This is a genomic window from Streptomyces mirabilis (assembly GCF_018310535.1).
GTDB lineage: Bacteria > Actinomycetota > Actinomycetes > Streptomycetales > Streptomycetaceae > Streptomyces.
Genome location: NZ_CP074102.1, coordinates 7,591,048 through 7,615,867 on the forward strand (window position 1 = coordinate 7,591,048; position 24,820 = coordinate 7,615,867).

19 protein-coding genes and 1 pseudogene are annotated in these 24,820 nt (G+C 71.4%); 11 read left to right on the top strand and 9 right to left on the bottom strand.

Annotated features, from left to right (window positions below; translation table 11 throughout):
* Positions 1–233 precede the first annotated feature (233 nt).
* Together SMIR_RS33590 and SMIR_RS33595 are read left to right on the top strand one after the other, a co-directional pair.
* On the top strand, positions 234–1,940 hold the full coding sequence (locus tag SMIR_RS33590) for an MFS transporter (protein WP_168489865.1): 1,707 nt from the start codon (positions 234–236) through the stop codon (positions 1,938–1,940).
* A gap of 598 nt (positions 1,941–2,538) precedes the next feature.
* Positions 2,539–2,910: pseudogene (locus SMIR_RS33595) on the top strand (DUF4442 domain-containing protein); the annotation flags it as partial.
* 145 nt (positions 2,911–3,055) lie between these two features.
* On the opposite strand, the gene SMIR_RS33600 reads toward SMIR_RS33595, so the two are convergent.
* The gene (locus SMIR_RS33600; RefSeq protein WP_168489863.1) at positions 3,056–4,141 is read right to left on the bottom strand and encodes a LacI family DNA-binding transcriptional regulator; all 1,086 of its coding nucleotides are present in this window, start codon (positions 4,139–4,141) and stop codon (positions 3,056–3,058) included.
* Positions 4,142–4,232: 91 nt separating this feature from the next.
* Positions 4,233–6,611 (bottom strand): beta-galactosidase, encoded by a 2,379-nt coding sequence (locus tag SMIR_RS33605; protein WP_212727756.1) that lies wholly within the window; start codon positions 6,609–6,611, stop codon positions 4,233–4,235.
* A gap of 385 nt (positions 6,612–6,996) precedes the next feature.
* Between SMIR_RS33605 and SMIR_RS33610 the strand changes: the two genes are divergently transcribed.
* From SMIR_RS33610 to SMIR_RS33625, 4 genes are all read left to right on the top strand, one after another.
* Positions 6,997–8,841 (top strand): TIGR03767 family metallophosphoesterase, encoded by a 1,845-nt coding sequence (locus SMIR_RS33610; protein WP_212727757.1) that lies wholly within the window; start codon positions 6,997–6,999, stop codon positions 8,839–8,841.
* A 233-nt stretch (positions 8,842–9,074) separates the two neighbouring features.
* Positions 9,075–11,534, top strand: a complete 2,460-nt coding sequence (locus SMIR_RS33615) for a beta-glucosidase family protein (RefSeq protein WP_212727758.1) — start codon at positions 9,075–9,077, stop codon at positions 11,532–11,534.
* Positions 11,531–13,150 carry a carboxylesterase/lipase family protein gene (locus SMIR_RS33620; protein WP_249938509.1) on the top strand — a complete coding sequence of 540 codons (1,620 nt, stop codon included), beginning with the start codon at positions 11,531–11,533 and terminating at the stop codon, positions 13,148–13,150. The genes SMIR_RS33615 and SMIR_RS33620 overlap by 4 nt, the downstream gene beginning before the upstream one ends.
* A 74-nt stretch (positions 13,151–13,224) precedes the next feature.
* A complete protein-coding gene (locus tag SMIR_RS33625) occupies positions 13,225–13,875 on the top strand; it encodes a DedA family protein (protein WP_101407915.1) in 651 nt (216 codons plus the stop codon).
* A 97-nt stretch (positions 13,876–13,972) separates the two neighbouring features.
* Here the strand turns inward: SMIR_RS33625 and SMIR_RS33630 are convergent, their stop codons facing one another.
* Positions 13,973–14,503, bottom strand: coding sequence for a gamma carbonic anhydrase family protein (locus SMIR_RS33630; protein ID WP_212727759.1), 531 nt, complete (start codon positions 14,501–14,503; stop codon positions 13,973–13,975).
* Positions 14,504–14,633: 130 nt separating this feature from the next.
* On the opposite strand from SMIR_RS33630, the gene SMIR_RS33635 reads away from it, so the two are divergent.
* Positions 14,634–15,401, top strand: coding sequence for an acyltransferase (locus tag SMIR_RS33635; protein ID WP_168489859.1), 768 nt, complete (start codon positions 14,634–14,636; stop codon positions 15,399–15,401).
* Positions 15,402–15,417: 16 nt separating this feature from the next.
* On the opposite strand, the gene SMIR_RS33640 is transcribed toward SMIR_RS33635, so the two are convergent.
* Positions 15,418–16,275: a DMT family transporter gene (locus tag SMIR_RS33640; RefSeq protein ID WP_168489858.1), complete on the bottom strand. Its 858-nt coding sequence runs from the start codon at positions 16,273–16,275 to the stop codon at positions 15,418–15,420.
* Positions 16,276–16,382: 107 nt separating this feature from the next.
* Here SMIR_RS33640 and SMIR_RS33645 point away from each other — a divergent pair, with 107 nt between their 5' ends.
* The gene (locus SMIR_RS33645) at positions 16,383–16,955 is read left to right on the top strand and encodes a helix-turn-helix domain-containing protein (RefSeq protein ID WP_168489857.1); all 573 of its coding nucleotides are present in this window, start codon (positions 16,383–16,385) and stop codon (positions 16,953–16,955) included.
* A 43-nt stretch (positions 16,956–16,998) separates the two neighbouring features.
* On the top strand, positions 16,999–17,556 hold the full coding sequence (locus SMIR_RS33650; protein ID WP_168489856.1) for a YbaK/EbsC family protein: 558 nt from the start codon (positions 16,999–17,001) through the stop codon (positions 17,554–17,556).
* A gap of 4 nt (positions 17,557–17,560) precedes the next feature.
* Here the strand turns inward: SMIR_RS33650 and SMIR_RS33655 are convergent, their stop codons facing one another.
* Positions 17,561–18,733, bottom strand: coding sequence for a cation diffusion facilitator family transporter (locus tag SMIR_RS33655; RefSeq protein WP_212727760.1), 1,173 nt, complete (start codon positions 18,731–18,733; stop codon positions 17,561–17,563).
* A 62-nt stretch (positions 18,734–18,795) separates the two neighbouring features.
* Here SMIR_RS33655 and SMIR_RS33660 point away from each other — a divergent pair, with 62 nt between their 5' ends.
* The gene (locus tag SMIR_RS33660) at positions 18,796–19,155 is read left to right on the top strand and encodes an ArsR/SmtB family transcription factor (RefSeq protein ID WP_212727761.1); all 360 of its coding nucleotides are present in this window, start codon (positions 18,796–18,798) and stop codon (positions 19,153–19,155) included.
* A 16-nt stretch (positions 19,156–19,171) separates the two neighbouring features.
* Here SMIR_RS33660 and ppk2 read toward each other — a convergent pair whose 3' ends face one another.
* From ppk2 to SMIR_RS33680, 4 genes are all read right to left on the bottom strand, one after another.
* Positions 19,172–20,056 carry a polyphosphate kinase 2 gene (gene ppk2 / locus SMIR_RS33665; protein ID WP_168489854.1) on the bottom strand — a complete coding sequence of 295 codons (885 nt, stop codon included), beginning with the start codon at positions 20,054–20,056 and terminating at the stop codon, positions 19,172–19,174.
* 20 nt (positions 20,057–20,076) lie between these two features.
* Complete coding sequence (locus SMIR_RS33670; protein WP_168489853.1) at positions 20,077–20,313, bottom strand: hypothetical protein; 237 nt, start codon at positions 20,311–20,313, stop codon at positions 20,077–20,079.
* A 19-nt stretch (positions 20,314–20,332) separates the two neighbouring features.
* Positions 20,333–21,487, bottom strand: a complete 1,155-nt coding sequence (locus SMIR_RS33675; RefSeq protein ID WP_212727762.1) for an inorganic phosphate transporter — start codon at positions 21,485–21,487, stop codon at positions 20,333–20,335.
* 163 nt (positions 21,488–21,650) lie between these two features.
* Positions 21,651–22,067: a Fur family transcriptional regulator gene (locus SMIR_RS33680; RefSeq protein ID WP_212727763.1), complete on the bottom strand. Its 417-nt coding sequence runs from the start codon at positions 22,065–22,067 to the stop codon at positions 21,651–21,653.
* A 484-nt stretch (positions 22,068–22,551) separates the two neighbouring features.
* Here SMIR_RS33680 and katG point away from each other — a divergent pair, with 484 nt between their 5' ends.
* On the top strand, positions 22,552–24,768 hold the full coding sequence (katG, locus tag SMIR_RS33685) for a catalase/peroxidase HPI (RefSeq protein WP_212727764.1): 2,217 nt from the start codon (positions 22,552–22,554) through the stop codon (positions 24,766–24,768).
* Positions 24,769–24,820: the final 52 nt, after the last annotated feature.

The window sequence follows — 24,820 nt, forward strand, 5'->3', positions numbered from 1 at the left end:
AGCCGGCTGGATTCGGTTCATCGCTGATCAGTGGCCTGACCAGGACGGATGATTATTCGGCACTCGTACCGTCGGCGGCCGTGGATGAACCAGGTGAATGACCTCGTGCAGACCCCTAGGCGTACCGACTAGTCGGTACTAGCCTCTGGCCACGCTCTCGGAGCCGGGCCGCACCGCGCCCCCGTCGCACCGACGCAAACACCCGGTTTCCAGGTATTCCCAGGAGGAGCCGTATGTCCGCCACTCCGACGACGTTCGACGCCGACAGACCCGCGCCCGATGGGCCCGCCGCGGACGCCCGCGGCCTGCTGGCCTGGTTGTACCGCCGCGACCTGGCGGACTACCCGCCCACCGGTCGCCGTATGGCGTATCTCGCGATTGTGGTCATCACCACCGTCGTCCTGTACTACATGCTGTACATCCAGTACGCGGTGGCGACGTCGATCATCACGCACTTCGACATGACGTACCGCTACTTCGTCTGGGTCTCGGTGATCGGCAACGCGATCGGGGCCTTCGCCTCGCTCGTGGCCGGTCTGGCGGACCGCTGGGGCCGGGCGAATCTGGTGGTCTACGGGCTGCTGATCGCCGCGCTGCTGGTCTTCTTCGGGCTGCCGAACGCGGCGAACAAGACCACCTATCTGGTGCTCTTCGCGCTCGTCAGCTTCATCGAGGGCATCGTGCTGGTTGCCACCCCCGCGCTGATCAGGGACTTCTCCCCGCAGCTCGGCCGGGCCACCGCGATGGGGTACTGGACGATGGGCCCGGTCATCGGCTCTCTGGTGGTCACCACCGTCACCAGCAACACCCTCGACAGCGCCACCTGGCAGGACGAACTGCGTTATTCGGCGATCGCCGGGTTCGTCGTCTTCGTCGTCGCGATCTTCGCGCTGCGCGAGCTGTCCCCGGCGCTGCGCGACCAGACCATGGTGTCGCTGCGGGACCGGGCACTGGTCGAGGCGCGCGCCAAGGGACTGGACACCGAGGCGGTGCGCCGCGGCGAGTGGCGGCAGATGATGCGCCTGGACGTGCTGGGCTCGGCCTTCGCCATCGCCGTGTTCCTGCTGCTGTACTACGCGGCGGTCGGCAACTTCGTCGTCTACTTCGCGACCACCTTCGGCTACAGCGAGCAGCGCACCAACGCGCTGGCCAACTGGTACTGGGGGGCGAACGCCATCGCCCTGGTCCTGGTCGGCCTGCTCTCGGACCGGCTGAAGGTGCGCAAGCCCTTCATGATCGTCGGCGCGGTCGGCTCCGTCGTGGTGACCGCGATCTTCGCCACCCGCGCCACCCACCTGACGACCGACTACTACACCTTCGCCTGGCTGTTCATCGGCATCGGCGTCTTCAGCGGCATCGCCTACGCGCCCTGGATGGCGAGCTTCACCGAGACCGTGGAGAAGCACAACCCGGCGGCGACCGCGGCGGGCCTGGCGGTGTGGGGCTGGACGGTGCGCATCGTGGTCGCCGTCTCCGCGGCCTTCATCCCGGTGCTGGTCACCTCCGTGACCCCGCTCGTGGAGCACGGCGCCGAGGTCAAGGCGGCCTCGGTGCAGGCGGCGCCCGCGCTGGCCATCGTCAACGCGCACCCTCAGCTCTTCGCCGAGCTGAACAAGTACTCCCCGACCACGGTGCCGCCCGCGCTGGGCGCCCGCGCCGTCAAGGAGGTCGGTGCGGAGAACCTGGGTGTCGTGCAGAAGGCGGCGCCGCAGCTGAAGCTGCTGCAGGAGTATGGCGCCAAGGTCCAGAAGGCGTCGAAGGACGGGCCCGGCGAGTGGCGCAACTGGTGGTGGATCTGCGTCGGCGGCCAGGTGCTCTTCCTGCCCTTCGTCTTCGTGATGGCGGGTCGCTGGAGCCCGAAGAAGGCGCGTGAGGACGCCGAGGCGCACCAGCTCGCGGTCGACCGCGAGCTGGCCGCCCTCGCCGCCGCCAAGGAGTGACCGGACGCGGAGCCGGCCGGCCGTGGACGGGCCGGCCGGCTCCGCGGTCGTGTGTATCGGGGTGCATCGGGCAAGTGACAAGACGCGATTCGCCGGATGCCGTCAGGAGGCGCAACCACAGTCCCTGATCATGACCGAACGTCCGTTTGGGGCCCTGGGGTTGAGTGCCGACGCGGACCGGGCCTATCCGTTACTCGTGGCCACGCGGGGGTGACCGCCGGTGAACTGGACCGGCAGACGGCCCGGCCGTATGACTCCGCGGTTCACGAGGCCGTTGACGGTCCTGGCAACCGGCGTGGATCGCCCGCCCCGAACCAACCGTTTCTCGGTGGCCTTCGAGTAGACGACAAGCAGATTTGCCGGCTGGAGCCTGTCCGAGGCGACGATTCAGCCTCGTCGGGTGGGGCGAGCTCGGGGACTTGAGCGGACTGGGTTCTCGAGAACAGATACGCGCCGCAGTCGCTGACGCCCACCCGGACTCCAGTCCTCAAGTCATCGGCAACTGGACTGGGCAGCAGGGGCGTTTCACCCACGAGATGGCTGCAGATGATGTGTCGCAAGGAAGAGCTGTACCGAGAGTTCGGCCTCTGCATGACGTACGACGCCCGAACACGTACGCTCAGCATCGAGTCCCGACCCGAACCGATGTCCCGCGTGTGGTTACGGGCGAATCCCCGGAGCGATGTTCACCCTCGGTGAGTCGGCGAGCGGGGCGATCGTCCTCGCCGCGTTCGGGGAGCAGCTGTCGCGCGCCGTGCCGCTCGCGGTCAGCGCCGAGATCGCGCACAAGAAGCTCGCGATGGGCCCCGTGACGGCCACCGCGACCCGCGGCCTCCCGGCCGCGGAGGTCGTCGCCGAGCTCGACGCGGGTCAGCGCCCCGAGTTCCCCGTGACCATCGCCATCCAGCGCGCGGACGGCGCGGTCACGGGCGAGATGACGGTTGTCCGGATCCTGCGGCCGAACGGCTGAGCCGAGCGATCGGAACGGCGGCGGGTCCCCTCGGCCGACACCTCCTGGCGCCGGGCGGGCCCGCCCGGCGTTTACAGCCGGGTCGCGCTTCCCACCGCGGCGTCGCTCCGGCGCGTCAAGGCTTCCGCGTCGCCGCTCCGGCGCGTCACGGCATCCGCGGCGCGGGGCCCGTGCTGCGGCGTACGACGAGCCGGACCGGCTCGATGTGATCGATCCGGGGCCCCGCCGAACCGTCGATGCGAGAGAGCAGCAGCTGGAGCGAACGTCGGCCTGTCGCGGCGAAGTCGGTACGCACGGTCGTCAGCGGGGGCAGCATGTGGGCGGCCTCGGGGATGTCGTCGTAGCCGACGACGCTGACGTCGTGCGGAACGTGCCGCCCGGCCTCGTGCAGGGCGCGCAGCACGCCGAGCGCCATCTGGTCGTTGGAGGCGAACACCGCCGTGACCTCGGCAAGCCCGGCCAGCCGGCGGCCCAGCGCGTACCCGGAGTCCGCGCTCCAGTCGCCGATGAGCGGCTCGGGGACCTCGGCCCCCGCCGCTCGAAGGGTGTCCCGCCATGCTTCCAGGCGGCGCTCGGCGGACAGCCAGCCCGTGGGGCCCGCGATGTGGTGAACCGCGCCGTGGCCGAGCTTCAGCAGGTGCTCGGTGGCCTGGCGTGCCCCGTCGCGGGAGTCCGCGGTGACGTAGGACGCGTCGTCCCCGAGGTCGTTCTCCAGGACCATCAGGGGGACGTCGAGCGCCGCCTCCGCCAGGGCCCTGCCCACCCAGCGCTGCGGTGCGATGGCGAGCAGGCCGTCCGCCCCCTCGGCCGACAGCGTGTGCACGGCGCGCACCAGGGTGTCCCGGTCGGCCGTGTCGAGGGCGATGGAGCTGACCAGATAACCGGCCTCCTGGGCGGCGGAGTTGATCGCGGTGAGGATGGAGGCGGGCCCGTAGCGCGCCGCGTCGAACGAGATCACCCCGAGCATCCGCGTCCTGCCACTGGCCAGGGAACGCGCGCTGCGGCTCGGCCGGTAGCCGAGCGTGCGCATGGCGGTCACGACCGCCTCCCGGGTCTCGGGCCGCACCGCGGGACTGTCGTTGAGCACCCGGGAGACCGTCTGTTTCGAGACACCGGCCAGCCGGGCCACGTCGTCCATCACCGGGCGCGCCCCCGCGAAGCTGCGCCGGCTGCGTCCCTTGGGGCCCTCGGTTCCCTGGGGGACGGCGCCGTCCGTGGCACCTCGGGTCATGGGGGCGCATCCTCCGACGTCTCGGCGGCGGTCTGTCCCGATCCGCCCGGCAGGCCCACAGGATAGGCCCGCCGGGCCCGCCTCCCCTTCGTCAGCCCGCCCGGACCGCCCAGGCGCGGCTGGTCCCCCACTCGACGCGCCACACCGCCGCCCGTCCCGTGACGTCGCCCGCCCGCTCGGGCAGATACACCGGAGCGTTGGCGGCCAGGGGCAGTAACAGCAGCCGCAGCCCATGGTTGCGCGGAGCCGCCGCGGGGAGCCGGTCCAGGCCGATGTCCCAGACGCGTCCGGAGAAGAACTGGTCGGCGACGAGGGTGTCTCCGACGTACGCGCGGGCCACGTCGCCGGTCCAGTGGACGCGCAGGACGGTGCCGGACGGCCGGTGCGGGAGGTCGTCCGGCAGCTTGACGTGGTACTCGGCCGCGGAGGCGGCGAAGTGTTCGTCCGCCGGGGCGCTCGCCCGGCCCAGGGGGCCGGTCGCGGTCGTGGGCGGCGGGCCCGCGGGGCGCACGAGGGTGGCGGCGGGCGCGATGTCCCCGTCGGCCCATTCCTCGGTCGTCCAGCGGGTGAACACGCCGTCGGCCGTCGCCGACAGGGGTGCCCCGGCCACCGTCAACGGCCGTGCGGGCGTGGGCAGTACGGCGAAGGAGGGTCGCGACGCGGAGCTGTGCACGCGCAGTTCGTCCTGGTCGAAAACGACACTGTCCGGCGAGAGGACCAGCCGCTCGGCGCCCCACGCCGTACCCCGGTAGGCGGTGCGCGCGGTGGTGGCGTCGAGGACGAGCAGGCCCATGTCGTTCCCGTCCGCGGTCCTCACCTGGACGAGGGCGTCGGTGCCGGGACGCAGACCGGTGATCAGAACACGGCCGTCCGCCTTGTCGACCGCTCCGGAGGGCGTGTCGACGGACGCGACCGTGCCCGCGTCCAGGGCGAGTTCGACCGGAATGCCGTCGGTGGCGGCCAGCACCAGGACCGTACGCCCGTCGTCCTGGACCCGGCACACCGGCTGGGCGGTGGCCCAGTCGAGCCGTAGACCGGCGACGTTCAGACGCAGCGGCCAGCAGAAGTACGCGCCGGTCGGGACGGTGATCGGGGCGCTGGGCAACGTCAGGGCGGGAGCGTCGGGGAAGTCGACCGTGAAGGTCGTGGCGGGGTGGGCCGGCAGCGGTTCGTGCGGCTGGTGGTTGTTGACGAACAGGAAGCCGGAGGTGCCGTCGCCGCGTACGGCCCAGCGCAGGGTGTCCCGGTCGGACTGGGAGGCGGGCTGCCGCTCGGGAAGGACGGACTCCATGGGGGCGATCAGGTCGCCGAAGTCGGCCAGCAGCAGGTGCTGGAGGCGCAGTGCGTGGTACGAGGGCCGGACCTGGCCGTACTCGCCCAGCGGCGCCTGGAAGTCGTAGGTGAGGACGGGCAGGTCGTTGGGGTAGCCGGTGGCGTGGGACTCCTGGAGGGCGGTGAGTTCACCGGCCGGGTTCGTGCCGCCGTGGAACATGTAGTAGCCCTGCCAGACCGAACCGCAGCCGATCTTGGTGAGGCCGAGTGCGCCGATGTCGTCGGGCTCGACGCGCGGCCTGCGATGGTAGGCGACGGCCACGCCGCCGCCGAGCTCGCAGGTGGCCCAGGGAAAGCGGTCCGTGAGCGCGGGGTCGCCGCCGCGTACGGTCGTTGGGCGCAGGTCGGCGCCGATGCCCTCGTCGTCGCGCTGATGGGTGAAGAAGAAGTGCTTGCGGCAGGTGTCCGGCCAGCCGCCGTCCGCCTCCGTCCAGAACGTCTCGGTGTAGCCGCCGTACAGCGGAAGCAGTTCGTCGGGCGGCAGTTGGACCCCGCCCCAGGCCGTGGACGTCCACAGCGGCGCGCGCAGACCCGCCTCCTGGGCCATCCGCTTCAGGGTGAGGAGGTGGCCGGGCCGGTCGTAGAGCTCGTTCTCGATCTGGATCGCGACGATCGGACCGTCGTGTGCCCGGTCGAGTCCGCGCAGCTGTTCCGCGATCGCCGTGAACCATCCGCGTACGGGTTCCAGATAGGCGGGGTCGTCCGTGCGGGGCGCGCGGGTGCGGGCGAGCAGCCAGTCCGGGAAGCCGCCGTTGCGGACCTCCGCGTGGCACCAGGGGCCGATGCGCGGGATGAAGTCCAGGCCGTGCCGGGCGCACAGCTCGGCGAAGCGCCGCAGGTCCCGGTCGCCGTCGAAGCGGACGCGGCCCTCGATCTCCTCGTGGTGGATCCAGACGACGTAACTGGCGACGACGGTGACCCCGCCCGCCTTCATCTTCAGCAGCTCCTCCTCCCAGTCCCGTGCCGGGTAGCGCGCGTAGTGGAACTCGCCGGAGACCGGGAACCAGGGGCGGCCGCCGCGCGTGAGGTAGCGGCTGGTCACCTCGATGGGGTCGGGCGCCCCCGGGGCGTCGGCGAAGGGGAGATGGCCGGTCAGGGGCGGTGCGGGGGGCGCGGGGACGCGCAGGAGATGCGGCATCGGGACTTCTCCGGTCCGGGTTGGGGGAGGGCGTCGACTTCGTGCGGGTGCGGGTGCGGTGCGGTGCGGGTGCGGTGGGGCGCGGTCGCTCGTTCCCGTCCCGTTCTCGAGCTGGGGCTTGGGAGCGTTCCCAGACTCAGTGATGTTATCGGTAACATGCCGCGCGTCAAGGGACTTTGGAGCGATGACGGAAGGGCCCCGGAACGCCATGGTCCGCGTCGCCGCCGGACCTCCCGCGGGCCGGGCGACGCCCTCGGAAACACCGGGGCCAAGTGGCGTTCCGCCTGTTCCGGAGGCGTTCACGGCGAGGCCACGCCCGTGTCCCCGCGGCCTGGCTGAGTGGTTCCAGCAAGTGAATCGCTCGGAGGCACCGGAGGGTCGCCCCATGGCCGGAACCGAACCTGTATCCGCCGCCGTCAACCGTCGTCGATTTCTGCTCGCCTCAGGCGCCACGGCAGCGGCCGGCGTCGCCGGAACCAGCGCGGGGACGCTCCTGCCGCGCCAGCGCCGGCACCCCGCCGTCGAGCCCGCCGCACGGAGCGTCGTCCGGCGACCGCCCCGCAGCACCCCGCGGGCGGCGCCGTACGCCGTGACCACCCTGGAGACGACGGCCCGCCTCGGCGGCAGCCCCCACACCGGCACCTATCGACGGCTGGTCTCGGGCCCCGGCTGGCCCCTGGTCGTCCGTAAGGAGCTCGCCACGCCCGGCGCCGGGCGCCAGGACCGGCGCACCCCGCTCGCGTGCTTCGTACAGTTCACCGACCTCCATATCGCCGACGTACAGAACCCGCTGCGCACCGAGTTCCTGCGCTCGCGCGGAGCCTCGTCGTGGCGGGCGCAGGAGGCGCTGACGGTGGCCGGGGCGGTCGCGCTCGTCGAGCAGGTGAACGCGCTCGGCACAGGGCCGAACACGAGGCTGCGCCCCGCCTTCGTGATGACCACGGGCGACAACGTCGACAACAACTCCGCGATCGAGCTGGAGTGGTTCCTGACCGTGATGAACGGCGGCCGGATCACGCCGAACACCGGCGACCCGCGGGCGTACGAAGGCGCCCAGAACTCCGGTCTCCCCCTTTACTGGCACCCCGGGGATCCCCACCTGCGCGATCTGGACAAGCGGCGCGGGCTGCCCCTGATCCCCGGTTTCCTCGACGCGGCCACCCGCCCGATCACCAGCCCGGGGCTGCGCATCCCCTGGTACTCCACGGTCGGCAACCACGACGATCTGCCCGGCGGTTGCCTGTCGCCCGCGCTGAACGACTTCGCCGTCGGCTCCCGCAAACTGCTGTCGGTACCCGCCGCGGACGCGGCCGCCTACGCCAAGGCGCTCGGGTCGGGCGACGATCCGAAGAGCGAGGTGCTCAAGGCGATCCTGACCCGGAACGCGGCCTCGGCACGGACCGTGACCGCCGACGAGCGGCGCCGGCTGTGCACCCCGCACGACTATCTGGCCGCCCATCTCGACCCCGCCCACACCGGTGCCGGTCCGGTCGGCCACGGCTACACCCAGGACAACCTGGACGGCGAGCGGATGTACTACTCCTTCAAGGTGGCCGAGAACGTCCTCGGCATCAGCATCGACACGACGTACCGCAGCGGCCACTACGAGGGTTCACTCGGCAGCGACCAACTCCGCTGGCTGGAAAGGACCCTGGCCGCGCACAGCTCCCGGTCCTACGACACGGACGGCCGGCTCGTCCGCAACACCGGGGCCGACGACGCCCACATCCTGGTCTTCAGTCACCACCACAGCCCCAGCATGACCCGCCGTCCCGACGCCGCCCGCACGGACGAGCCGCGTCACGACGGAGCGGAGGTCATCGCCCTGCTCAGCCGGTTCCCGAACGTGGTGGCCTGGATCAACGGGCACAGCCACGTCAACCGGATCACGCCGCACCCGCACGCGACACCCGCCCGCTCCTTCTGGGAGGTCAACACCGCTTCCCACGTGGACTATCCGCACCACGCCCGGCTGATCGAACTGACCGACAACGGGGACGGGACGGTGTCCCTGTTCACCACCCTCGTCGAGTCCGCCGCGCCGCACCGCACCGCCCCGGACTTCGACGACCTGTCGGCGGTGGGACTCGCCTCCCTGTACCGGGAAGTGGCCTACAACGCTCCCGGCCTTGCCGAGAGCATGAAGGGCGGCGTCCAGGAGGGCTGGGCGGGCGGTGCCGGGGACCGCAACGCGGAACTGGTGGTGGCGGGCGGGCCGGCGGCGGCGTAAACCGTCCTTGCCGTGATTCCTTCGGTTGTTGTCGGGGTGCCGGCGGTTCCTGTTCATTTCATTGACACGAGTCACCGGCGGTCATAGTTTTCGCGCCGTACCCGTGCTGTGTGACGGCGTGTCATGTTCGGGCTGGGGCCTGGTGTGTTCAAGGGCCGAACGCGGGCGTTGTCGTTGGTGCGCGTACCTGCGGTTCACGACGACGTGCCCGCGCACCGAAGGAGTGACGGCTCATGTCCCACACCTTTTCCCGGCGTTCGACCCTGCGTCTGCTGGGCGGCGCCATCGCGGTCGCCGCGGCGGCCACCACCGCCACCGGCTCCGTTCCGCTCGCCCGGGCGGAGTCCAGATCCGGCGCCGGCCCTCACGTAGAGGGTTTGATAGTCAAACTCACTCTCGATGAGAAGATCTCCCTGCTGCACGGCGCCACCGACCCCGCCTCGCTCGGCCAGGCCGGGTACACGCCCGGAGTACCCCGCCTCGGTATCCCCCCGCTCCGTCTCGCCGACGGCCCCGCCGGAGTCCGCGTCACCCGGCACGCCACCGCCCTGCCCGCCCCGGTGCTTCTCGCCTCCGCCTTCGACCCCGGCCTGGCCCGCCGCTACGGGCAGGTCATCGGACGCGAGGGCCGCGCCCTCGGCCAGGACGTGCTGCTCTCCCCGATGGTCAACCTCATCCGCACCCCGTACGCGGGCCGCAACTTCGAGACGTTCAGCGAGGACCCGCTGCTCGCCGGCGACCTGGTCGCGGCCGAGATCCGCGGCATCCAGGGCGAGGGCCTCATCGCGACCGTCAAGCACTTCGCGCTGAACAACCAGGAGCAGGACCGCATGTCCATCGACGTGCGGGTCGACGAGCAGACCATGCACGAGGTCGAACTGCGCGGCTTCGAGGCGGCCGTCGCCGCCCGCACCGGCGCGGTCATGGGCGCGTACAACAAGGTCAACGGCACCTTCGCCTGCGAGAACAAGTCGCTCCTCACCGACATCCTGCGCGAGCAGTGGGGCTTCGGCGGCTGGGTGATGACCGACTGGTTCGCGGCCCACAGCACCGTCACCGCCCTCACCGCGGGCCTCGACATGGAGATGCCGGACGGTACGTACTTCGGGGCCGCCCTGAAGACGGCCGTGCAGAGCGGCGCCGTGGCCGAGTCCTACGTCGACCGGGCCGTACGCCGCGTCCTCGCCGTGATGGACCGCTTCGGGCTGCTCGACGGCAGCGTTCCGCCCCGTCCCGCCCGCGACCCGAAGGCGGGCGCGGCCGTCGCCCTGGAGGTCGCCGAGGCGGGCGCGACGCTCCTGCGCAACAAGCGCCACGCACTGCCCCTGACCGGCGCCGCCGCCCGCAGCATCGCCGTCGTCGGCCCCACCGGCTCCCTGCCGTTCGTCAGCGGCGGCGGCAGCGCGCACGTCGTCCCGGACCAGGCCGACAGCCCGCTCGACGCCATCCGCTCCCGCGCGGGAGGGGGCGCCCGAGTGTCGTACGCGCTCGGCGAGGACCTCTTCGGCAAGGCCATCCCGAGCGCGGCGCTGACCTCGGGCATCGACACCGAGGGCCAGAACGTCCCCGCCGGAGGTGCCTGGACGTACACGGGGACGCTCACCGTCGCGGACGCCGACGAGTGGACCTTCGTCATCCACTACTCCGGCATCCGGCCCACGGTGCTCGTCGGCGGCGTCGAACTCTTCCCGCCGCTGCCCGGCTACGGCGAGTACTTCAGCGGCGGTCTGGTCTCCGCGGCGCCCGACGGACTCGCCGTCCGCCGCAAGGCCCTCGACCTCGCGAAGGGCAAGCACCAGGTCTCCATCACCGCCCAGGGCGCCGACACGGGACAACTCTTCCGGCTGCGGCGAGTCACCGGGGCGACCCGCGCCCAGGACGTCGCCGAGGCGGTGGACGCCGCGCGCGCCGCCCACAGCGTCGTCCTCTTCGCCTACGAGGACGCCACCGAGGGCCTGGACCGCGGCACCCTCGCACTGCCCGGCAACCAGGAGCAGCTGATCAAGGCCGTCGCGGCGGCCAACCCCCGGACGGCCGTCGTCCTCAACACCTCCTCCTCGACCTCGATGCCCTGGCTGGACGGCACGGCCGCCGTGCTCCAGATGTACTACCCGGGCCAGGAGGGCGCGGCCGCCACCGCCGCCGTCCTGTTCGGCGACTGCGATCCCGGCGGCCGGCTCACCCAGTCCTTCGCGGTCGACGACGCCCACCACCCGGTCGCCGGCGACCCGCACCGCTACCCCGGCGTGAACGGCACCGAGGAGTACTCGGAGGGGATCCACGTCGGCTACCGCTGGTACGACGCGCAGGGCGTGCGCCCGCTGTTCCCCTTCGGGCACGGACTCTCGTACACCTCGTTCGCGTACGAGGACCTGCGGGTCCGGGGGAGCGAGGTCGGTTTCACCGTGCGCAACACCGGGCGGCGCGACGGCGTCGAGGTGGCGCAGGTCTACCTGGGGCCGTCGCCCGATCTCCGGCTCGACCAGGCCGTACGGGTGCTGGCCGGGTACCGGCGACTCGCGCTGCGGTCGGGGGAGCGGCGACGGGTGACGGTGCGCCTCGACCGGCGCACGCTGTCGTCCTGGGACGCCGGGCGGCACGACTGGGTCCTCGGCACCGGGCGGCGCGCGGTGTGGGTGGGGTCGTCGTCGCGGGACCTGCGGCTGCGCGGCGGCGTGGAGGTGGGCGCGTGAACAGGGGGCGGATCGTCCGATCCGGCCGCCTGCGCACGCTGCTGGCGGGGGCGACGGTCTTCGCCGCCGCGCTCGTCGCCCCGGCCCCGGCCCTTGCCGTCCCGGCCCCGGCGCACGCCGCGCAGGACCCGGCCGTCGTGCGCACCGCCGCCGGCCTGGTCCGGGGCGAAGTCACCGCCGAGGGACGCCAGTTCCTCGGCATCCCGTACGCACAGCCGCCCGTCGGCACGCTCCGCTGGAGGAACCCGGAGCCGGTCGCACCCTGGCGCGGTGTGCGCACCGCACGGGACTTCGGCAACCGGTGTGTCCAGACGGCCAGTTGGGACCCGGGCTACGAGCTGCCCAGCCACACCGAGGACTGCCTCGACCTCAATGTCTACGTCCCCGAAGGCGCCGGAAGCCGGCCGGTGATGGTCTGGCTGCACGGCGGCGGGCTCACCGCGGGTGCGGGCGAGGACATCGTGCCCGACACCTTCGCCCGCCGGACCGGCACGGTCGTCGTGACCGTCAACTACCGCCTCGGCGCGCTGGGATTCCTCGCCACCGCCGGACTCGACGGTGAGGCGCGCGACGGGGTTTCGGGCAACTTCGGCATGCTCGACCAACAGGCCGCACTGCGCTGGGTGCGCGCCGACATAGGCCGCTTCGGCGGCGATCCGGGCCGCGTCACCGTCGCGGGCGAGTCGGCGGGCGGCCGCTCGGTCTGCACCCAGCTGGCCTCGCCGACCTCGAAGGGCCTGTACCGGGCGGGGATCGTCGAGAGCGGCGCGTACGGGAACTGCGCGGCGCGCACCCACGAGGCGGCCGTGGCCGCCGGCGCGGCCTTCGCGCGGAAGGTGGGCTGCGCCGATCTGTCGGCGGCGTGTCTGCGCGGCAAGTCGTCCGCGGAGATCCTCGCCGCCCAGGGCGGATTCGACTGGGGGCCCGTCGTCGGCGGCGCCTTCCTGCCGGTACAGCCCTTCGAGGCGTACGCGAAGGGGGCCGCGGCCCGGGTCCCCGTACTGAACGGGGCGAACGAGGACGAGGGGCGGCTGTTCGCCTTCGCCCGGTTCGACCATGCCGGCACCCCGCTCACCGCCGAGCGGTACCCGGCGGTCGTGAAGGAGGCCTGGGGCGCCGATCCGGGCGAGCGGGTGCTCGAGCGCTATCCGCTCGACGGTTACCCGTCGCCGACTCTCGCCTACGCCACCGCCTTCGGTGACTACCTCATGGCGTGTCCGGCGCTGCGGCTCGACGCGGTGCTCGCCGGACGCGGGCCCGTGTACGCGTACGAGTTCGCCGACCGCACCTCGCCGCCGTTCGCCTCGCTGCGCGATCTCCACACGAGCTTCGACTTCGGGGCGACCCATGTGAACGAGGTGCAGTACCTCTTCAAACACTTCGGGCTCCCCACCCCGCTGAACGCGGAGCAGCGGGCGCTGTCGCGGCAGATGATCCAGTACTGGGGGTCCTTCGTCAGGGGCGGGGTGCCGCGTGCCGACGGGCAGCCCGCGATGCCCGGCGGCGTCGGTCCGGTGCTCTCGCTGCGGACCGCCTCACGGGGCGGAAACGTGGTGAGCACGACCGTCCACCGGGAGCATCGGTGCGATCTGTGGGACGCCGCTCCGCGAGGCTGAGCGGTAGGCTTCCCGGCGTGCGCCCGTCGTCGCGGGCGTACGCCGGGAAGTGTGCGATTCGGGAGGAACCGGCGTTGGACGTCCAGCATTGGCTCGAGACGGTGCCCGCGGTCAGCATCTATGCGCTGGTGGCCCTGGTCATCGGCCTGGAGAGCCTGGGCATCCCGTTGCCCGGCGAGATCATCCTGGTTTCGGCGGCGCTGTTGTCCTCGCAGCACTCGGGCATCAACCCCGTCATCCTCGGGGCGTGCGCCAGCATCGGCGCGATCGTCGGCGACTCCATCGGCTATGCCATCGGGCGTAAGGGCGGGCGCCCCCTGTTGGCCTGGCTGGGTGCGAAGTTCCCCAAGCACTTCAGCGAGGGGCACGTCGCGACCGCCGAACGGTCCTTCCAGAAGTGGGGCATGTGGGCCGTCTTCTTCGGCCGGTTCATCGCGCTGCTGCGGATCTTCGCGGGGCCGCTCGCGGGTGTGCTGAAGATGCCGTACTGGAAGTTCCTGATCGCCAATGTGCTGGGCGGGATCATCTGGGCCGGGGGCACCACCGCGGTCATCTACTACGTGGGTGTCGTCGCCGAGTCCTGGCTGAAGCGGTTCTCGTGGGTCGGGCTCGTGGTGGCCGTGCTCATTGGGCTTGCCTCGATGCTGATCGTGAAGCGCAAGGCGAAGAAGGCGGCGGCGGAGATCGAGACGGGGGAGCGGGAGCCGGTGACGGCTCCCGAGTAGTTTTCGTTGTCGGGTGCGCGCGGGTGGTGTGTGGCTGGGCGCGCCCACGCGGCGGAGCCGCACAGCGACACGGCCCCGCGCCCCCGCGGGGCGCCCCTCAGCCTCCGTGCGCCTGCTTGTGCGTCTTTGCCAGGTCCACGTAGAAGGTGCCGTTCAGGGTGAGGCCCTGGCGTTCCTCCTCCGTCAGGGGGCGCTTGACCTTGGCGGGGACTCCGGCCACCAGGGAGCCCGGCGGGACCTGCATCCCCTGGGGGACCAGGGCCTGGGCCGCCACCAGGGAACCGGCGCCGATCACCGCGCCGTTGAGGACCGTGGCGCCCATGCCGATCAAGCAGTCGTCCTCGACCGTCGCGCCGTGCAGCACGGCGTTGTGGCCGACCGAGACACGCTCGCCGACCGTGATCGGGAAGCCCGGGTCGACGTGGAGGGTGCAGTTGTCCTGGATGTTGCTGTCGGCGCCGATGACGATCGGACCGAAGTCGGCGCGCAGTACCGCGCCGTACCAGACGCTCGCGCCCGCGTGCAGGGTGACGTCCCCGATCACCACGGACATCGGTGCCGTGAACGCCTCCGGGTCCACCCGCGGGTCCTTGCCGCCGATCCCCATGATCAGCGCCTGCTGCGTCATCAGCGTCTCCTCGTTGTCGTCGGCGGCGGCGGTACAGCGGCACCGTATGCCATCGCTCCCGGCCCCGGTGGGGCGAAGATCACAGCGGTGATCTCTGCTTGGCCCAGGTCGCCCTGAGTACGGTGAGCGGGTGCCCAGCAACAGGAACGTGTTCTCATCATGGGGGCGCCGCCTCGCGCAGCGCGCCGTCCACGCGGGCTGGGCCTGGGTGCAGCGCACGGGTTCGGTGACGGCCGAGCACCCGGGGCGGCTGCGCTTCGGCGCGATGGGAACGGGTACCAGACTCGCCTTCCCGCTGGGCACCGTCTTCGGGGAGCCCTGGATCCATCTCGGTGCCCACTGCATCGTCGGCGAACAGGTCACCCTCACCGCCGGTCTGATGCCCGACCTCGACCTCGGCGCCGACCCGATCCTGCGCGTCGGCGACGGTGTCGTGCTCGGCCGCGGCAGCCACGTCATCGCCGACACGACGGTCACGATCGGCAGCGACTGCTACTTCGGGCCGTATGTGTATGTGACGTCCACGAACCACTCGTACGACGATCCGCACGTGCCCATCGGCAAGCAGTGGCCCCGGATGGAGCCGGTGGAGATCGGATCCGGCTGCTGGATCGGCACCGGGGCGGTGATCCTGCCGGGGGCGCGGATCGGGCGGAACGTCGTGGTGGCGGCCGGTGCGGTGGTGCGCGGCGCGGTGCCGGACCACTCGGTCGTGGCGGGGGCTCCCGCCCGGGTCGTACGTCGCTGGGACGCGGTCGACGGCTGGCAGCCGCCGCTGCGGACGCCCGCGCCGGTCCCGATTCCCGACGGGGTGACACCGGAGCAACTGCTCGCGCTGTCGGAGCTGGACGAGGAGACGGTGGAGCGGCTGGCGGAGCTGGACGCCGAGTCGTCCTGAAGCCGGTCGGGACTGATCAGCCGGTGGCCAGCAGTACCGTGCCGACCAGTGCCAGGCCCGCGCCCGCCGCCTGGATTCCGCGCAGCCGTTCGCTGAGGAAGCCGCGTGCGGCCAGGGCCGTGACCACCGGATAGAGCGAGGCGAGGACGGCGGCCACCGTGACCGGGCCGTGCTGGGCGGCGACGGAGTACGTGCCGTTCGCCGCGACGTCCGCGAGGCCGACGAAGGCGAGTGCGGGCAGGGAGTGCCAGGGGAAGCCGCCCTCGGGGAGGGCGGCGGCGCCGCGTCGCACGGAGACGAGGAGCGCCGCGCCACCGGTGGCGACGTTGGTCAGGCGCTGCACGAACAGCGCGAGGAACAGCCCGGTCACCGACGAGGACGCCTCCGCGATCAGCACGAACACCGTGCCGAAGCCGAGCGCGGCGATCAGCGTGAGGAGGACCGCCTGCCGTTGCACGGGGGCGCCTCTCAACTGGGGCCCGCCGGCGAGCGCGACGCCCACGACGGCGACCGCGATGCCCGCCACCTGCGTCAGCCCGGGGCGCTCCCCGAGGAAGAGTCCCACGGTGATGGGGACCGCAACGGCCAGGGAGCCGAGCGGGGAGACGACGCCCATGGGGCCGAGGGCGAGCGCCTTGTAGAAGGAGAGCAGCGCGACGGGTCCCACGAGTCCCGCGGCGAACGCGAACCACAGCTGCGGTCCCGCCGCGCTCCAGCCGCCGGTCACGACCACGATCGCGCCCAGTACCGCCGCCGCGATCGACTGCGAGACGACGACCACGGTGAGCGCGGGCGTACGCCGGGTCAGCAGCCCTCCGCCGAAGTCGGCCAGGCCCCACAGGAGGCTGGTGGCCAGAGCGAAGATCGCTGTCATGGGTCGCCTCGCAGTACAGTTCAGTGAACGATCAGGTGCACCACAGCATAGTTCATTCTATTGAACTCTGTAATCTAGAATATTGGACGCAGACTATTGGACGGAATGTGTCGGATCTCGACCTGCTGACCCAGTCGCTGGCGCGCAACGTCAAGCGCTGGCGCACCGAGCGCGGCTTCACCCTGGACGTGCTCGCCGGCCGCGCCGGAGTCAGCCGCGGCATGCTCATCCAGATCGAGCAGGCCAGGACCAACCCCAGCATCGGTACCGTCGTGAAGATCGGTGACGCGCTCGGCGTCAGCATCACGACCCTCCTCGACTACGAGCAGGGCCCCAAGGTCCGGATCGTCCCGGCCGAGCAGGCCGTACGGCTGTGGCACACGGACGCGGGCAGCTACAACCGCCTTCTCGCGGGCACCGAGGCGCCCGGACCGCTGGAGATGTGGGACTGGCGGCTGATGCCGGGCGACGGCAGTCCCTCGGACCCGCACCCCACGGGGACGGTCGAACTCGTCCATGTCATGGCGGGCGAACTCACCCTCAGCGTCGACGGGACCGACTACCGCGTCCCCGAGGGTGCGAGCGTGTCGTTCGAGGCCAACACCCCCCATACGTACGCCAACAAGGGTGACGTGCCGGTGGAGATGGTCATGGCGGTGTCGGTCCCGTTCGTGCACTGAGACACCCGTCCGGGCGGACCGGAGCGGCTGTTAGCGTGCCGTCATGCGCGCTCCCATCGGACACTTCGACCACGCCACGGCCGCCCCCGACTGCCTCGACGAGCTCACCCGCCCGGTCGCGGACGGCGTACGCCACTGGCGCGGGACCGTCCCCGCCGACCAGATCGTGTATGTCGACACGGACCCCGAGTGGGCCGACACCGCGACCTTCGTCGAGCACTACGGCAAGGAACTGCTGGACCAGTCCGCCAACTGTGTGGTCGTCGCGGGCAAACGCGGCGGCGAGACCACGCTCGCCGCGTGCGTGGTCCTCTCCGCCACCCGGGTCGACGTCAACGGTGCCGTCCGCCGCCAACTCGGCGCCCGCAAGGCCTCGTTCGCCGCGATGGACACCGCCACCGGCGAGAGCGGCATGGAGTACGGCGGAATCACCCCGATCGGGCTGCCGGGCGACTGGCCGGTGCTGGTGGACCCGGCGGTCGTCGAGCTGCCGTACGTCCTGGTGGGCAGTGGCCGGCGGCGCGGGAAGCTGCTGGTACCGGGCAAGGCGTTCGCCGAACTGCCGAACGCGGTGGTGCTGGAGGGGCTGGGCATCGCCTGACCGGTCAGGCGACCCTGTGATGCGCCAGCGCCAGGTGCGGGTCCTTCTCGCCCGGCACGGGGGCCGGATCGGCGTGTACGAGGGCCGCGGTGAGCTTCGGTACGGCGTGCAGCAGGGCGTGTTCGGCCTCGACGGCGATCCGGTGCGCCTGTCGCACGCTCGCCTCGCCGTCCACCACGACCGCCACCTCGGCGCGCAGCCGGTGCCCGATCCAGCGCAGCCGCAGCTCACCCACCCCGCGCACGCCGGGGACCTCCCGCAGTGCCCGTTCGGCCGAGTCGACCAACTCCGGGTCCACGGCGTCCATCACGCGCCGGAACACCTCGCGGGCGGCGTCGCGCAGCACCAGCAGGATCGCGGCCGTGATCGCCAAGCCCACCAGCGGGTCGGCCAGTTGCCACCCCAGCGCCGCGCCGCCCGCTCCCACCAGCACCGCCAGTGACGTGAAGCCGTCCGTACGGGCATGGAGACCGTCCGCGACGAGGGCGGCCGAGCCGATGTCGCGCCCGACCCGGATGCGGTGCCGGGCGACCCACTCGTTGCCGAGAAAGCCGATCAGCGCGGCCGCCGCGACGACCGGGATGTGGTGCAGGGGGCGCGGGTCGATCAGCCGCTCGAGGGCCGTCCAGGCCGCGAAGGCACCGGACGCGGCGATCGTCAGCACGATCACGATGCCCGCGAGGTCCTCCGCCCGGCCGTAGCCGTAGGTGAAGCGGCGCGTCGCCGCGCGCCGCCCCAGGACGAAGGCGATGCCGAGAGGGACGGCCGTGAGCGCGTCGGCGGCGTTGTGCACCGTGTCGCCGAGCAGCGCGACCGATCCGGAGACCACGACCACGACCGCCTGCGCCACGGCTGTCGTACCGAGGACGACGAGGGACACCCACAGGGCGCGCATACCGCGCGCCGAGGACTCCAGTGCGGAGTCGAGCTTGTCGCCGGTCTCGTGGGAGTGGGGGGTGAGGAGGTGACGGAGACGGGGGAGGAGACCGGCAGGGGCGCCGTGGAAGTGGGGGTGCGGGTGAGGATGTGGCTGGTCGTGCCCCAAGTGGCTGTGGCTGTGGCTGTGGCTGTGGTCATGGCCGTGGGGCGGGCCGTGATCATGGGAGTGGCCGTGGCCGTGGCCGCGACCGTCGCTGTGGCCGTGGTCGTGGCCTTGCTCGTCGTGCCGGTCGCTCACGGGGGTCCCCTTCCGGTGCGCGGGAGTGGACGTGTCGGCGTCCACAGGGCCATTATGTGCGTATGAGCGCACGCATGCACCTATCACCTGCGCATGATGCGCATCCGCGTACCCCCGGCGAGGAACAGTTCGCGCTCGCCGCCGAACTCCTCGCCCTCCTTGGCGACCGCACCCGGCTCGCTCTCCTGCACGCGTTGACCGGCCAGGAGGCCGATGTCACGACGCTCACCGAGGCGTGCGGGGCCGCGCGCCCGGCCGTCAGTCAGCATCTGGCCCGGCTGCGTCTCGCCGGTCTGGTGCACACCCGCAAGGAGGGCCGCCGGGTGATCTACTCACTCGGCGACGGCCATCTGCGCCGGGTGGTCGACGAGGCGCTGAACCTGGCCGACCATCGCCTCACCGACCGTCCGCCGCACGACTGACGGAACCCCTCGGTGCTCAGTGGCCGGTGTCGTCCTCGCCCGCCTCCAGCAGGTTCGCCGCCGCGCCCACGATGCTCGGGTCCGGGCTACCGACGACCTCCTCGTCCTTGTCCGCGTAGGCGAAGCGGGCCAGGACGCTGCGCATCGCCTCGACACGCGCCCGCTTCTTGTCGTTGCTCTTCACCACGGTCCAGGGAGCCTGTTCGGTGTCCGTCTCGCGGAACATGGTGACCTTGGCGGCGGTGTAGTCGTCCCAGCGGTCCAAGGAGGCCAGGTCCATGGGGCTGAGCTTCCACTGTCGTACGGGATCGACCTGGCGGATCGTGAAACGGGTGCGCTGCTCGCCCTGCGACACGGAGAACCAGAACTTGACCAGGTCCACCCCGTCGTCGACGAGCATCCGTTCGAAGGCGGGCGCCTGCCTCATGAAGCGCCGGTACTCGTCGTCCGTGCAGAAGCCCATCACCCGCTCGACGCCGGCCCGGTTGTACCAGGACCGGTCGAACATCACGATCTCGCCCGCGGTCGGCAGATGCTCCGCGTACCGCTGGAAGTACCACTGGCCGCGCTCGCGCTCGGTCGGTTTCTCCAGCGCCACGACCCGGGCACCGCGCGGATTGAGGTGCTCGGTGAACCGCTTGATCGTGCCGCCCTTGCCGGCCGCGTCACGCCCCTCGAAGACGATGACCAGGCGGCGGCCGGTCGCCTTGATCCAGCTCTGCAGCTTCAGCAGTTCTATCTGCTGGAGGCGTTTGTGCCACTCGTACTCCTTGCGCTCCATGCGCTCGTGGTACGGGTAGTTCTCGCGCCAGGTCTCCACCGGACTGCCGTCCGACCTGATCAGTACCGGGTCGTCGTGGTCGCTGTAATCGACGGTCAGACCCGTCAGCAATGGCGTCATCGCGGCCTCCCCGGCTTCACTCAGTGGAACTGCGGCACGATCAGGTAAATTCCGTACGCGACGACGGCCGCGCAGGCCAGGAAACACAGTCCCGCCTGCGCGAAGCCGAGGGCGTGGGTGCCGCCGGCGTCCTTCTCGCGTGCGGCCTCGACCTGGGTGACACCCAGCACGCCGAGCGCGAAGACGACCACCACTCCGACAGTGACGGCGATGCTCACCGCGGTGACCTCGCCGAGTGCGGTCCAGTCCACATGCATCGTACGACTTCCCCTTGGCTCAGGCGACGGTGCCGACGGCCGTCGGCACAGCGGCACGGACGGTGACCTCGTGGGCGTCGTTCACATTGTCGGCGCGCACCGGATTGCGGCGCGAGGCGAGCACGATGAACGCGGCGACGGCGGCGGCGCACAGGGCGATCACCACGGTGGCGAAGGTGCCGCCGTGCTTCACCACGCTCGCCGAGACCCCGCCGACCAGCGCGGCGGCGGGCAGCGTGACCAGCCAGGCGATCACCATGCGCCCCGCCGTGCCCCAGCGGACCTCGGCCAGCCGCCTGCCCAGACCTGCCCCGAGGATGCCGCCGGAGCAGACCTGTGTGGTGGAGAGCGCGAAACCCAGGTGGGCGGAGGTGAGGATCACGGTGGTGGCGGCGGCCTCGGCCGCGAAGCCCTGCGGCGACTGGATGTCGGTGAGCCCCTTGCCCATGGTGCGGATGATCCGCCAGCCGCCGAGGTAGGTGCCCAGCCCGATGGCGAGACCGGCGGACGCGATCACCCACACCGGGGGACCGGCGTCGTGGCCCAGCGCCCCCGCGGAGATCAGCGTCAGCGTGATGACGCCCATCGTCTTCTGGGCGTCGTTCGTGCCGTGCGCGAGGGAGACGAGCGAGGCCGAGGCGATCTGGCCGAGCCGGAAGCCCTTGGTCACCGAGTCCTGGCGAGCCCGTGCGGTGATCTTGTACGCGAGGTAGGTGGCCAGCAGCGCGGCCACGCCCGCCACGACCGGCGAGGCCACGGCCGGGATCAGCACCTTCTCGACCACCTTGTCGAAGTGCACGCCGTGCTCGCCCGCGCCGACCCACACCGCCCCGATCAGTCCGCCGAACAGGGCGTGCGAGGAACTGGAGGGCAGCCCGAGCAGCCAGGTCAGCAGATTCCAGAGAATCGCCCCGACCAGGCCCGCGAAGATCATCCCCGGTGTGACCAGGGTGTCGTCCACGATGCCGCCCGAGATGGTCTTCGCGACCTCGGTGGACAGGAACGCCCCGCCGATGTTCAGGACGCCGCTGATGAGGACCGCTGTTCTCGGATTGAGCGCCCCGGTGGCGATGGACGTGGCCATCGCGTTCGCCGTGTCGTGGAATCCGTTGGTGAAGTCGAAGGCCAGCGCCGTGACGATGACGACCGCCACGAGGAACGTGATGTGGTCCATCCCCTCATGGAAGCGACCACAGGCGTACGCCGGGCGAACCGGAGGCGAAGGTGGTGTGAGCCGGAGCGGAGGTGGGGGTGCGGGGGATCGGGTCTCGATGCGGTTCGCTCAGAGGTCGGTCGGCGTGCGTTGGCTGAAACTCGTCCTGCGTGCGGTACTCGTCCTATGCGCGGCCGCAGTCGGGGCACAGGCCCCGGTAGGTCACCTCGACATGGGAGACGGTGAAGCCGAACCGCTCGGTTGCGGGCAGATCGGACAGGGGGTCGCCGCTGGGGTGGACGTCCCGGATGGAGCCGCAGACCGAGCACACCAGGTGCTGGTGGGGGCGGTGGGCGTTCGGGTCGTAGCGCTTGGCGCGGCCGTCGGTGGCCACCTCGATCACCTCGCCGAGCGAAACGAGCTCGCCGAGGGTGTTGTAGACGGTCGCGCGGGAGATCTCCGGCAACCGGGCGGTGGCGCGTGCGAGCACCTCGTCCGCGGTGAGGTGTACGTGCTCGCCGGCGAGTACCTCGGCGACCACCCGGCGCTGGGCGGTCATTCGCCAGCCGCGTCCGCGAAGTCGTTCGAGCAGGTCACTCATGCTCACCAGCCTAACCATGCATCGTCTGACGAATGAATCCGTACGGGTCTGGTTCTCGTATTGACTTGGACTGTGTCCATCGTAGGATCGGTTCTGGCGGCAGCCAAGGGACAGGACAACAGCAGGGGAAAGCACGTGACGGTTCAGGAGACGGGTGGAGCTCGCCCACTTCAGCCGCGGGCGCATCCCCGAGCGCATCGTCCACGCGAGGCGCATCGCCCACGCGAGTGGCGCCGGCGCCCCGCGCTCGGGGCCCGCCGCGCACCCATCGCGGTGCGCCGCGTACGCCGTGCCCAACCCGGCAGCCCGACCCGGTTCGAGCGACGCGTCGGCGACTGCCACCCCTACGTCATGTGCCGGTCGTACGGTGTCGTCGATGACGTCCCCGGGGGCCTGTGCCCCGGCTGTTTCGACTGTTTCGACCGACTGTTCCACCGCCCGCAGTTCCTGAGCACAGTGATCCGCCCCGTCCGGAAGGATTCCCATGTCCGAGAACCATGATGCAATCGTCACCGATGCGAAATCGGAGGGCGCAGGTGGCTGCCCCGTCGCGCACGGACGCGCCGCGCACCCGACCCAGGGCGGCGGAAACCGCCAGTGGTGGCCGGAGCGGCTCAACCTGAAGATCCTGGCCAAGAACCCCGCCGTGGCGAACCCCCTCGGTGAGGAGTTCGACTATGCCGAGGCGTTCAAGACCCTCGACCTCGCGGCCGTGAAGCAGGACATCGCCGAGGTGCTGACCACCTCGCAGGACTGGTGGCCGGCCGACTTCGGCAACTACGGCCCGTTCATGATCCGGATGGCCTGGCACAGCGCGGGCACCTACCGCATCAGCGACGGCCGCGGCGGCGCCGGCGCCGGTCAGCAGCGCTTCGCCCCCCTCAACAGCTGGCCGGACAACGGCAACCTCGACAAGGCCCGCCGTCTGCTGTGGCCGGTGAAGAAGAAGTACGGCCAGAGCCTCTCCTGGGCCGACCTCATGATCCTCACCGGTAACGTCGCCCTGGAGCAGATGGGCTTCGAGACCTTCGGCTTCGCCGGCGGCCGTGCGGACGTCTGGGAATCCGAGGAGGACGTGTACTGGGGTCCCGAGACCACCTGGCTCGACGACCAGCGCTACACCGGCGACCGCGAGCTGGAGAACCCGCTCGGCGCCGTCCAGATGGGCCTCATCTACGTCAACCCCGAGGGCCCCAACGGCAACCCGGACCCGATCGCCGCGGCCCGCGACATCCGTGAGACGTTCCGCCGCATGGCGATGAACGACGAGGAGACGGTCGCCCTCATCGCGGGCGGTCACACCTTCGGCAAGACCCACGGCGCGGGCCCGGCGGAGAGCGTCGGTGCCGACCCCGAGGCCGCCCCGATCGAGGCGCAGGGCCTGGGCTGGAAGAGCACGTACGGCACCGGCAAGGGCGCGGACGCCATCACCTCCGGCCTGGAGGTCACCTGGACCACCACGCCCACCCAGTGGAGCAACGGCTTCTTCGACAACCTCTTCGGCTACGAGTGGGAGCTGACCCAGAGCCCCGCCGGCGCCAACCAGTGGGTGGCGAAGGACGCCGAGGCGACCGTCCCCGACGCGCACGACCCGTCGAAGAAGCGTCTGCCCACGATGCTCACCACCGACCTCTCGCTGCGTGTCGACCCGATCTACGAGCCGATCTCCCGCCGCTTCCACGAGAACCCCGCGGAGTTCGCGGACGCCTTCGCCCGCGCCTGGTACAAGCTGACCCACCGTGACATGGGCCCGAAGTCGCTCTACCTCGGCCCGGAGGTCCCGGCGGAGACCCTGCTGTGGCAGGACCCGCTGCCGGAGGCGGAGGGCGAGGCCATCGGCGCCGAGGACGTCACCGCCCTCAAGGCGAAGATCCTCGACTCGGGTCTGACCGTCCCGCAGCTGGTCTCCACCGCGTGGGCGTCCGCCTCGACGTTCCGCGGCAGCGACAAGCGCGGCGGCGCCAACGGCGCGCGCATCCGCCTGGAGCCGCAGCGCGGCTGGGAGGCCAACGACCCCGACCAGCTCGCGGCGGTGCTGCGCACGCTGGAGGGCATCCAGCGGGAGTTCAACACCGGTGCCAAGAAGGTCTCCCTGGCCGACCTGATCGTCCTCGGCGGCAGCGCCGCGGTCGAGAAGGCCGCCAAGGACGCCGGTCACGACGTCGAGGTGCCCTTCACCCCGGGCCGTGTCGACGCGACGGACGAGCACACCGACGCGGAGTCCTTCGCCGCGCTGGAGCCGGCCGCCGACGGGTTCCGCAACTACCTCGGCAAGGGCAACCGCCTCCCGGCCGAGTACCTGCTGCTGGACCGCGCGAACCTGTTGACCCTGAGCGCCCCCGAGCTGACGGTCCTCGTCGGTGGCCTGCGCGTCCTGGGCGCGAACCACCAGCAGTCGGCGCACGGTGTCCTCACCGCGACCCCCGGAACGCTGACCAACGACTTCTTCGTCAACCTGCTCGACCTGGGCACGACGTGGACGCCGACGTCCGAGGACGCGACCACCTTCGAGGCCCGCGACGACGCCACCGGCGAGGTCAAGTGGACCGGCACCCGTGCCGACCTCGTCTTCGGCTCGAACTCCGAGCTGCGCGCGCTCGCGGAGGTCTACGCGGGCGATGACGCCAAGGCGAAGTTCGTGAAGGACTTCGTCGCGGCGTGGGACAAGGTCATGAACCTCGACCGGTTCGACCTCGTCTGATCATCCCGGCCAGGACGTCCAGGTCGGCCCGTATCGGCCGACCTGGACGTTT

Bases quoted from the DNA above. Each gene is read 5' to 3' on its own strand.
- katG (WP_212727764.1), top strand. From the start codon at position 22,552: ATGTCCGAGAACCATGATGCAATCGTCACCGATGCGAAATCGGAGGGC.
- ppk2 (WP_168489854.1), bottom strand. From the start codon at position 20,056: ATGACGCCATTGCTGACGGGTCTGACCGTCGATTACAGCGACCACGAC.
- SMIR_RS33630 (WP_212727759.1), bottom strand. From the start codon at position 14,503: ATGACGCAGCAGGCGCTGATCATGGGGATCGGCGGCAAGGACCCGCGG.
- SMIR_RS33670 (WP_168489853.1), bottom strand. From the start codon at position 20,313: ATGCATGTGGACTGGACCGCACTCGGCGAGGTCACCGCGGTGAGCATC.
- SMIR_RS33605 (WP_212727756.1), bottom strand. From the start codon at position 6,611: ATGCCGCATCTCCTGCGCGTCCCCGCGCCCCCCGCACCGCCCCTGACC.
- SMIR_RS33650 (WP_168489856.1), top strand. From the start codon at position 16,999: ATGCGCGCTCCCATCGGACACTTCGACCACGCCACGGCCGCCCCCGAC.
- SMIR_RS33675 (WP_212727762.1), bottom strand. From the start codon at position 21,487: ATGGACCACATCACGTTCCTCGTGGCGGTCGTCATCGTCACGGCGCTG.
- SMIR_RS33610 (WP_212727757.1), top strand. From the start codon at position 6,997: ATGGCCGGAACCGAACCTGTATCCGCCGCCGTCAACCGTCGTCGATTT.
- SMIR_RS33680 (WP_212727763.1), bottom strand. From the start codon at position 22,067: ATGAGTGACCTGCTCGAACGACTTCGCGGACGCGGCTGGCGAATGACC.
- SMIR_RS33590 (WP_168489865.1), top strand. From the start codon at position 234: ATGTCCGCCACTCCGACGACGTTCGACGCCGACAGACCCGCGCCCGAT.
- SMIR_RS33600 (WP_168489863.1), bottom strand. From the start codon at position 4,141: ATGACCCGAGGTGCCACGGACGGCGCCGTCCCCCAGGGAACCGAGGGC.
- SMIR_RS33660 (WP_212727761.1), top strand. From the start codon at position 18,796: ATGAGCGCACGCATGCACCTATCACCTGCGCATGATGCGCATCCGCGT.
- SMIR_RS33615 (WP_212727758.1), top strand. From the start codon at position 9,075: ATGTCCCACACCTTTTCCCGGCGTTCGACCCTGCGTCTGCTGGGCGGC.
- SMIR_RS33640 (WP_168489858.1), bottom strand. From the start codon at position 16,275: ATGACAGCGATCTTCGCTCTGGCCACCAGCCTCCTGTGGGGCCTGGCC.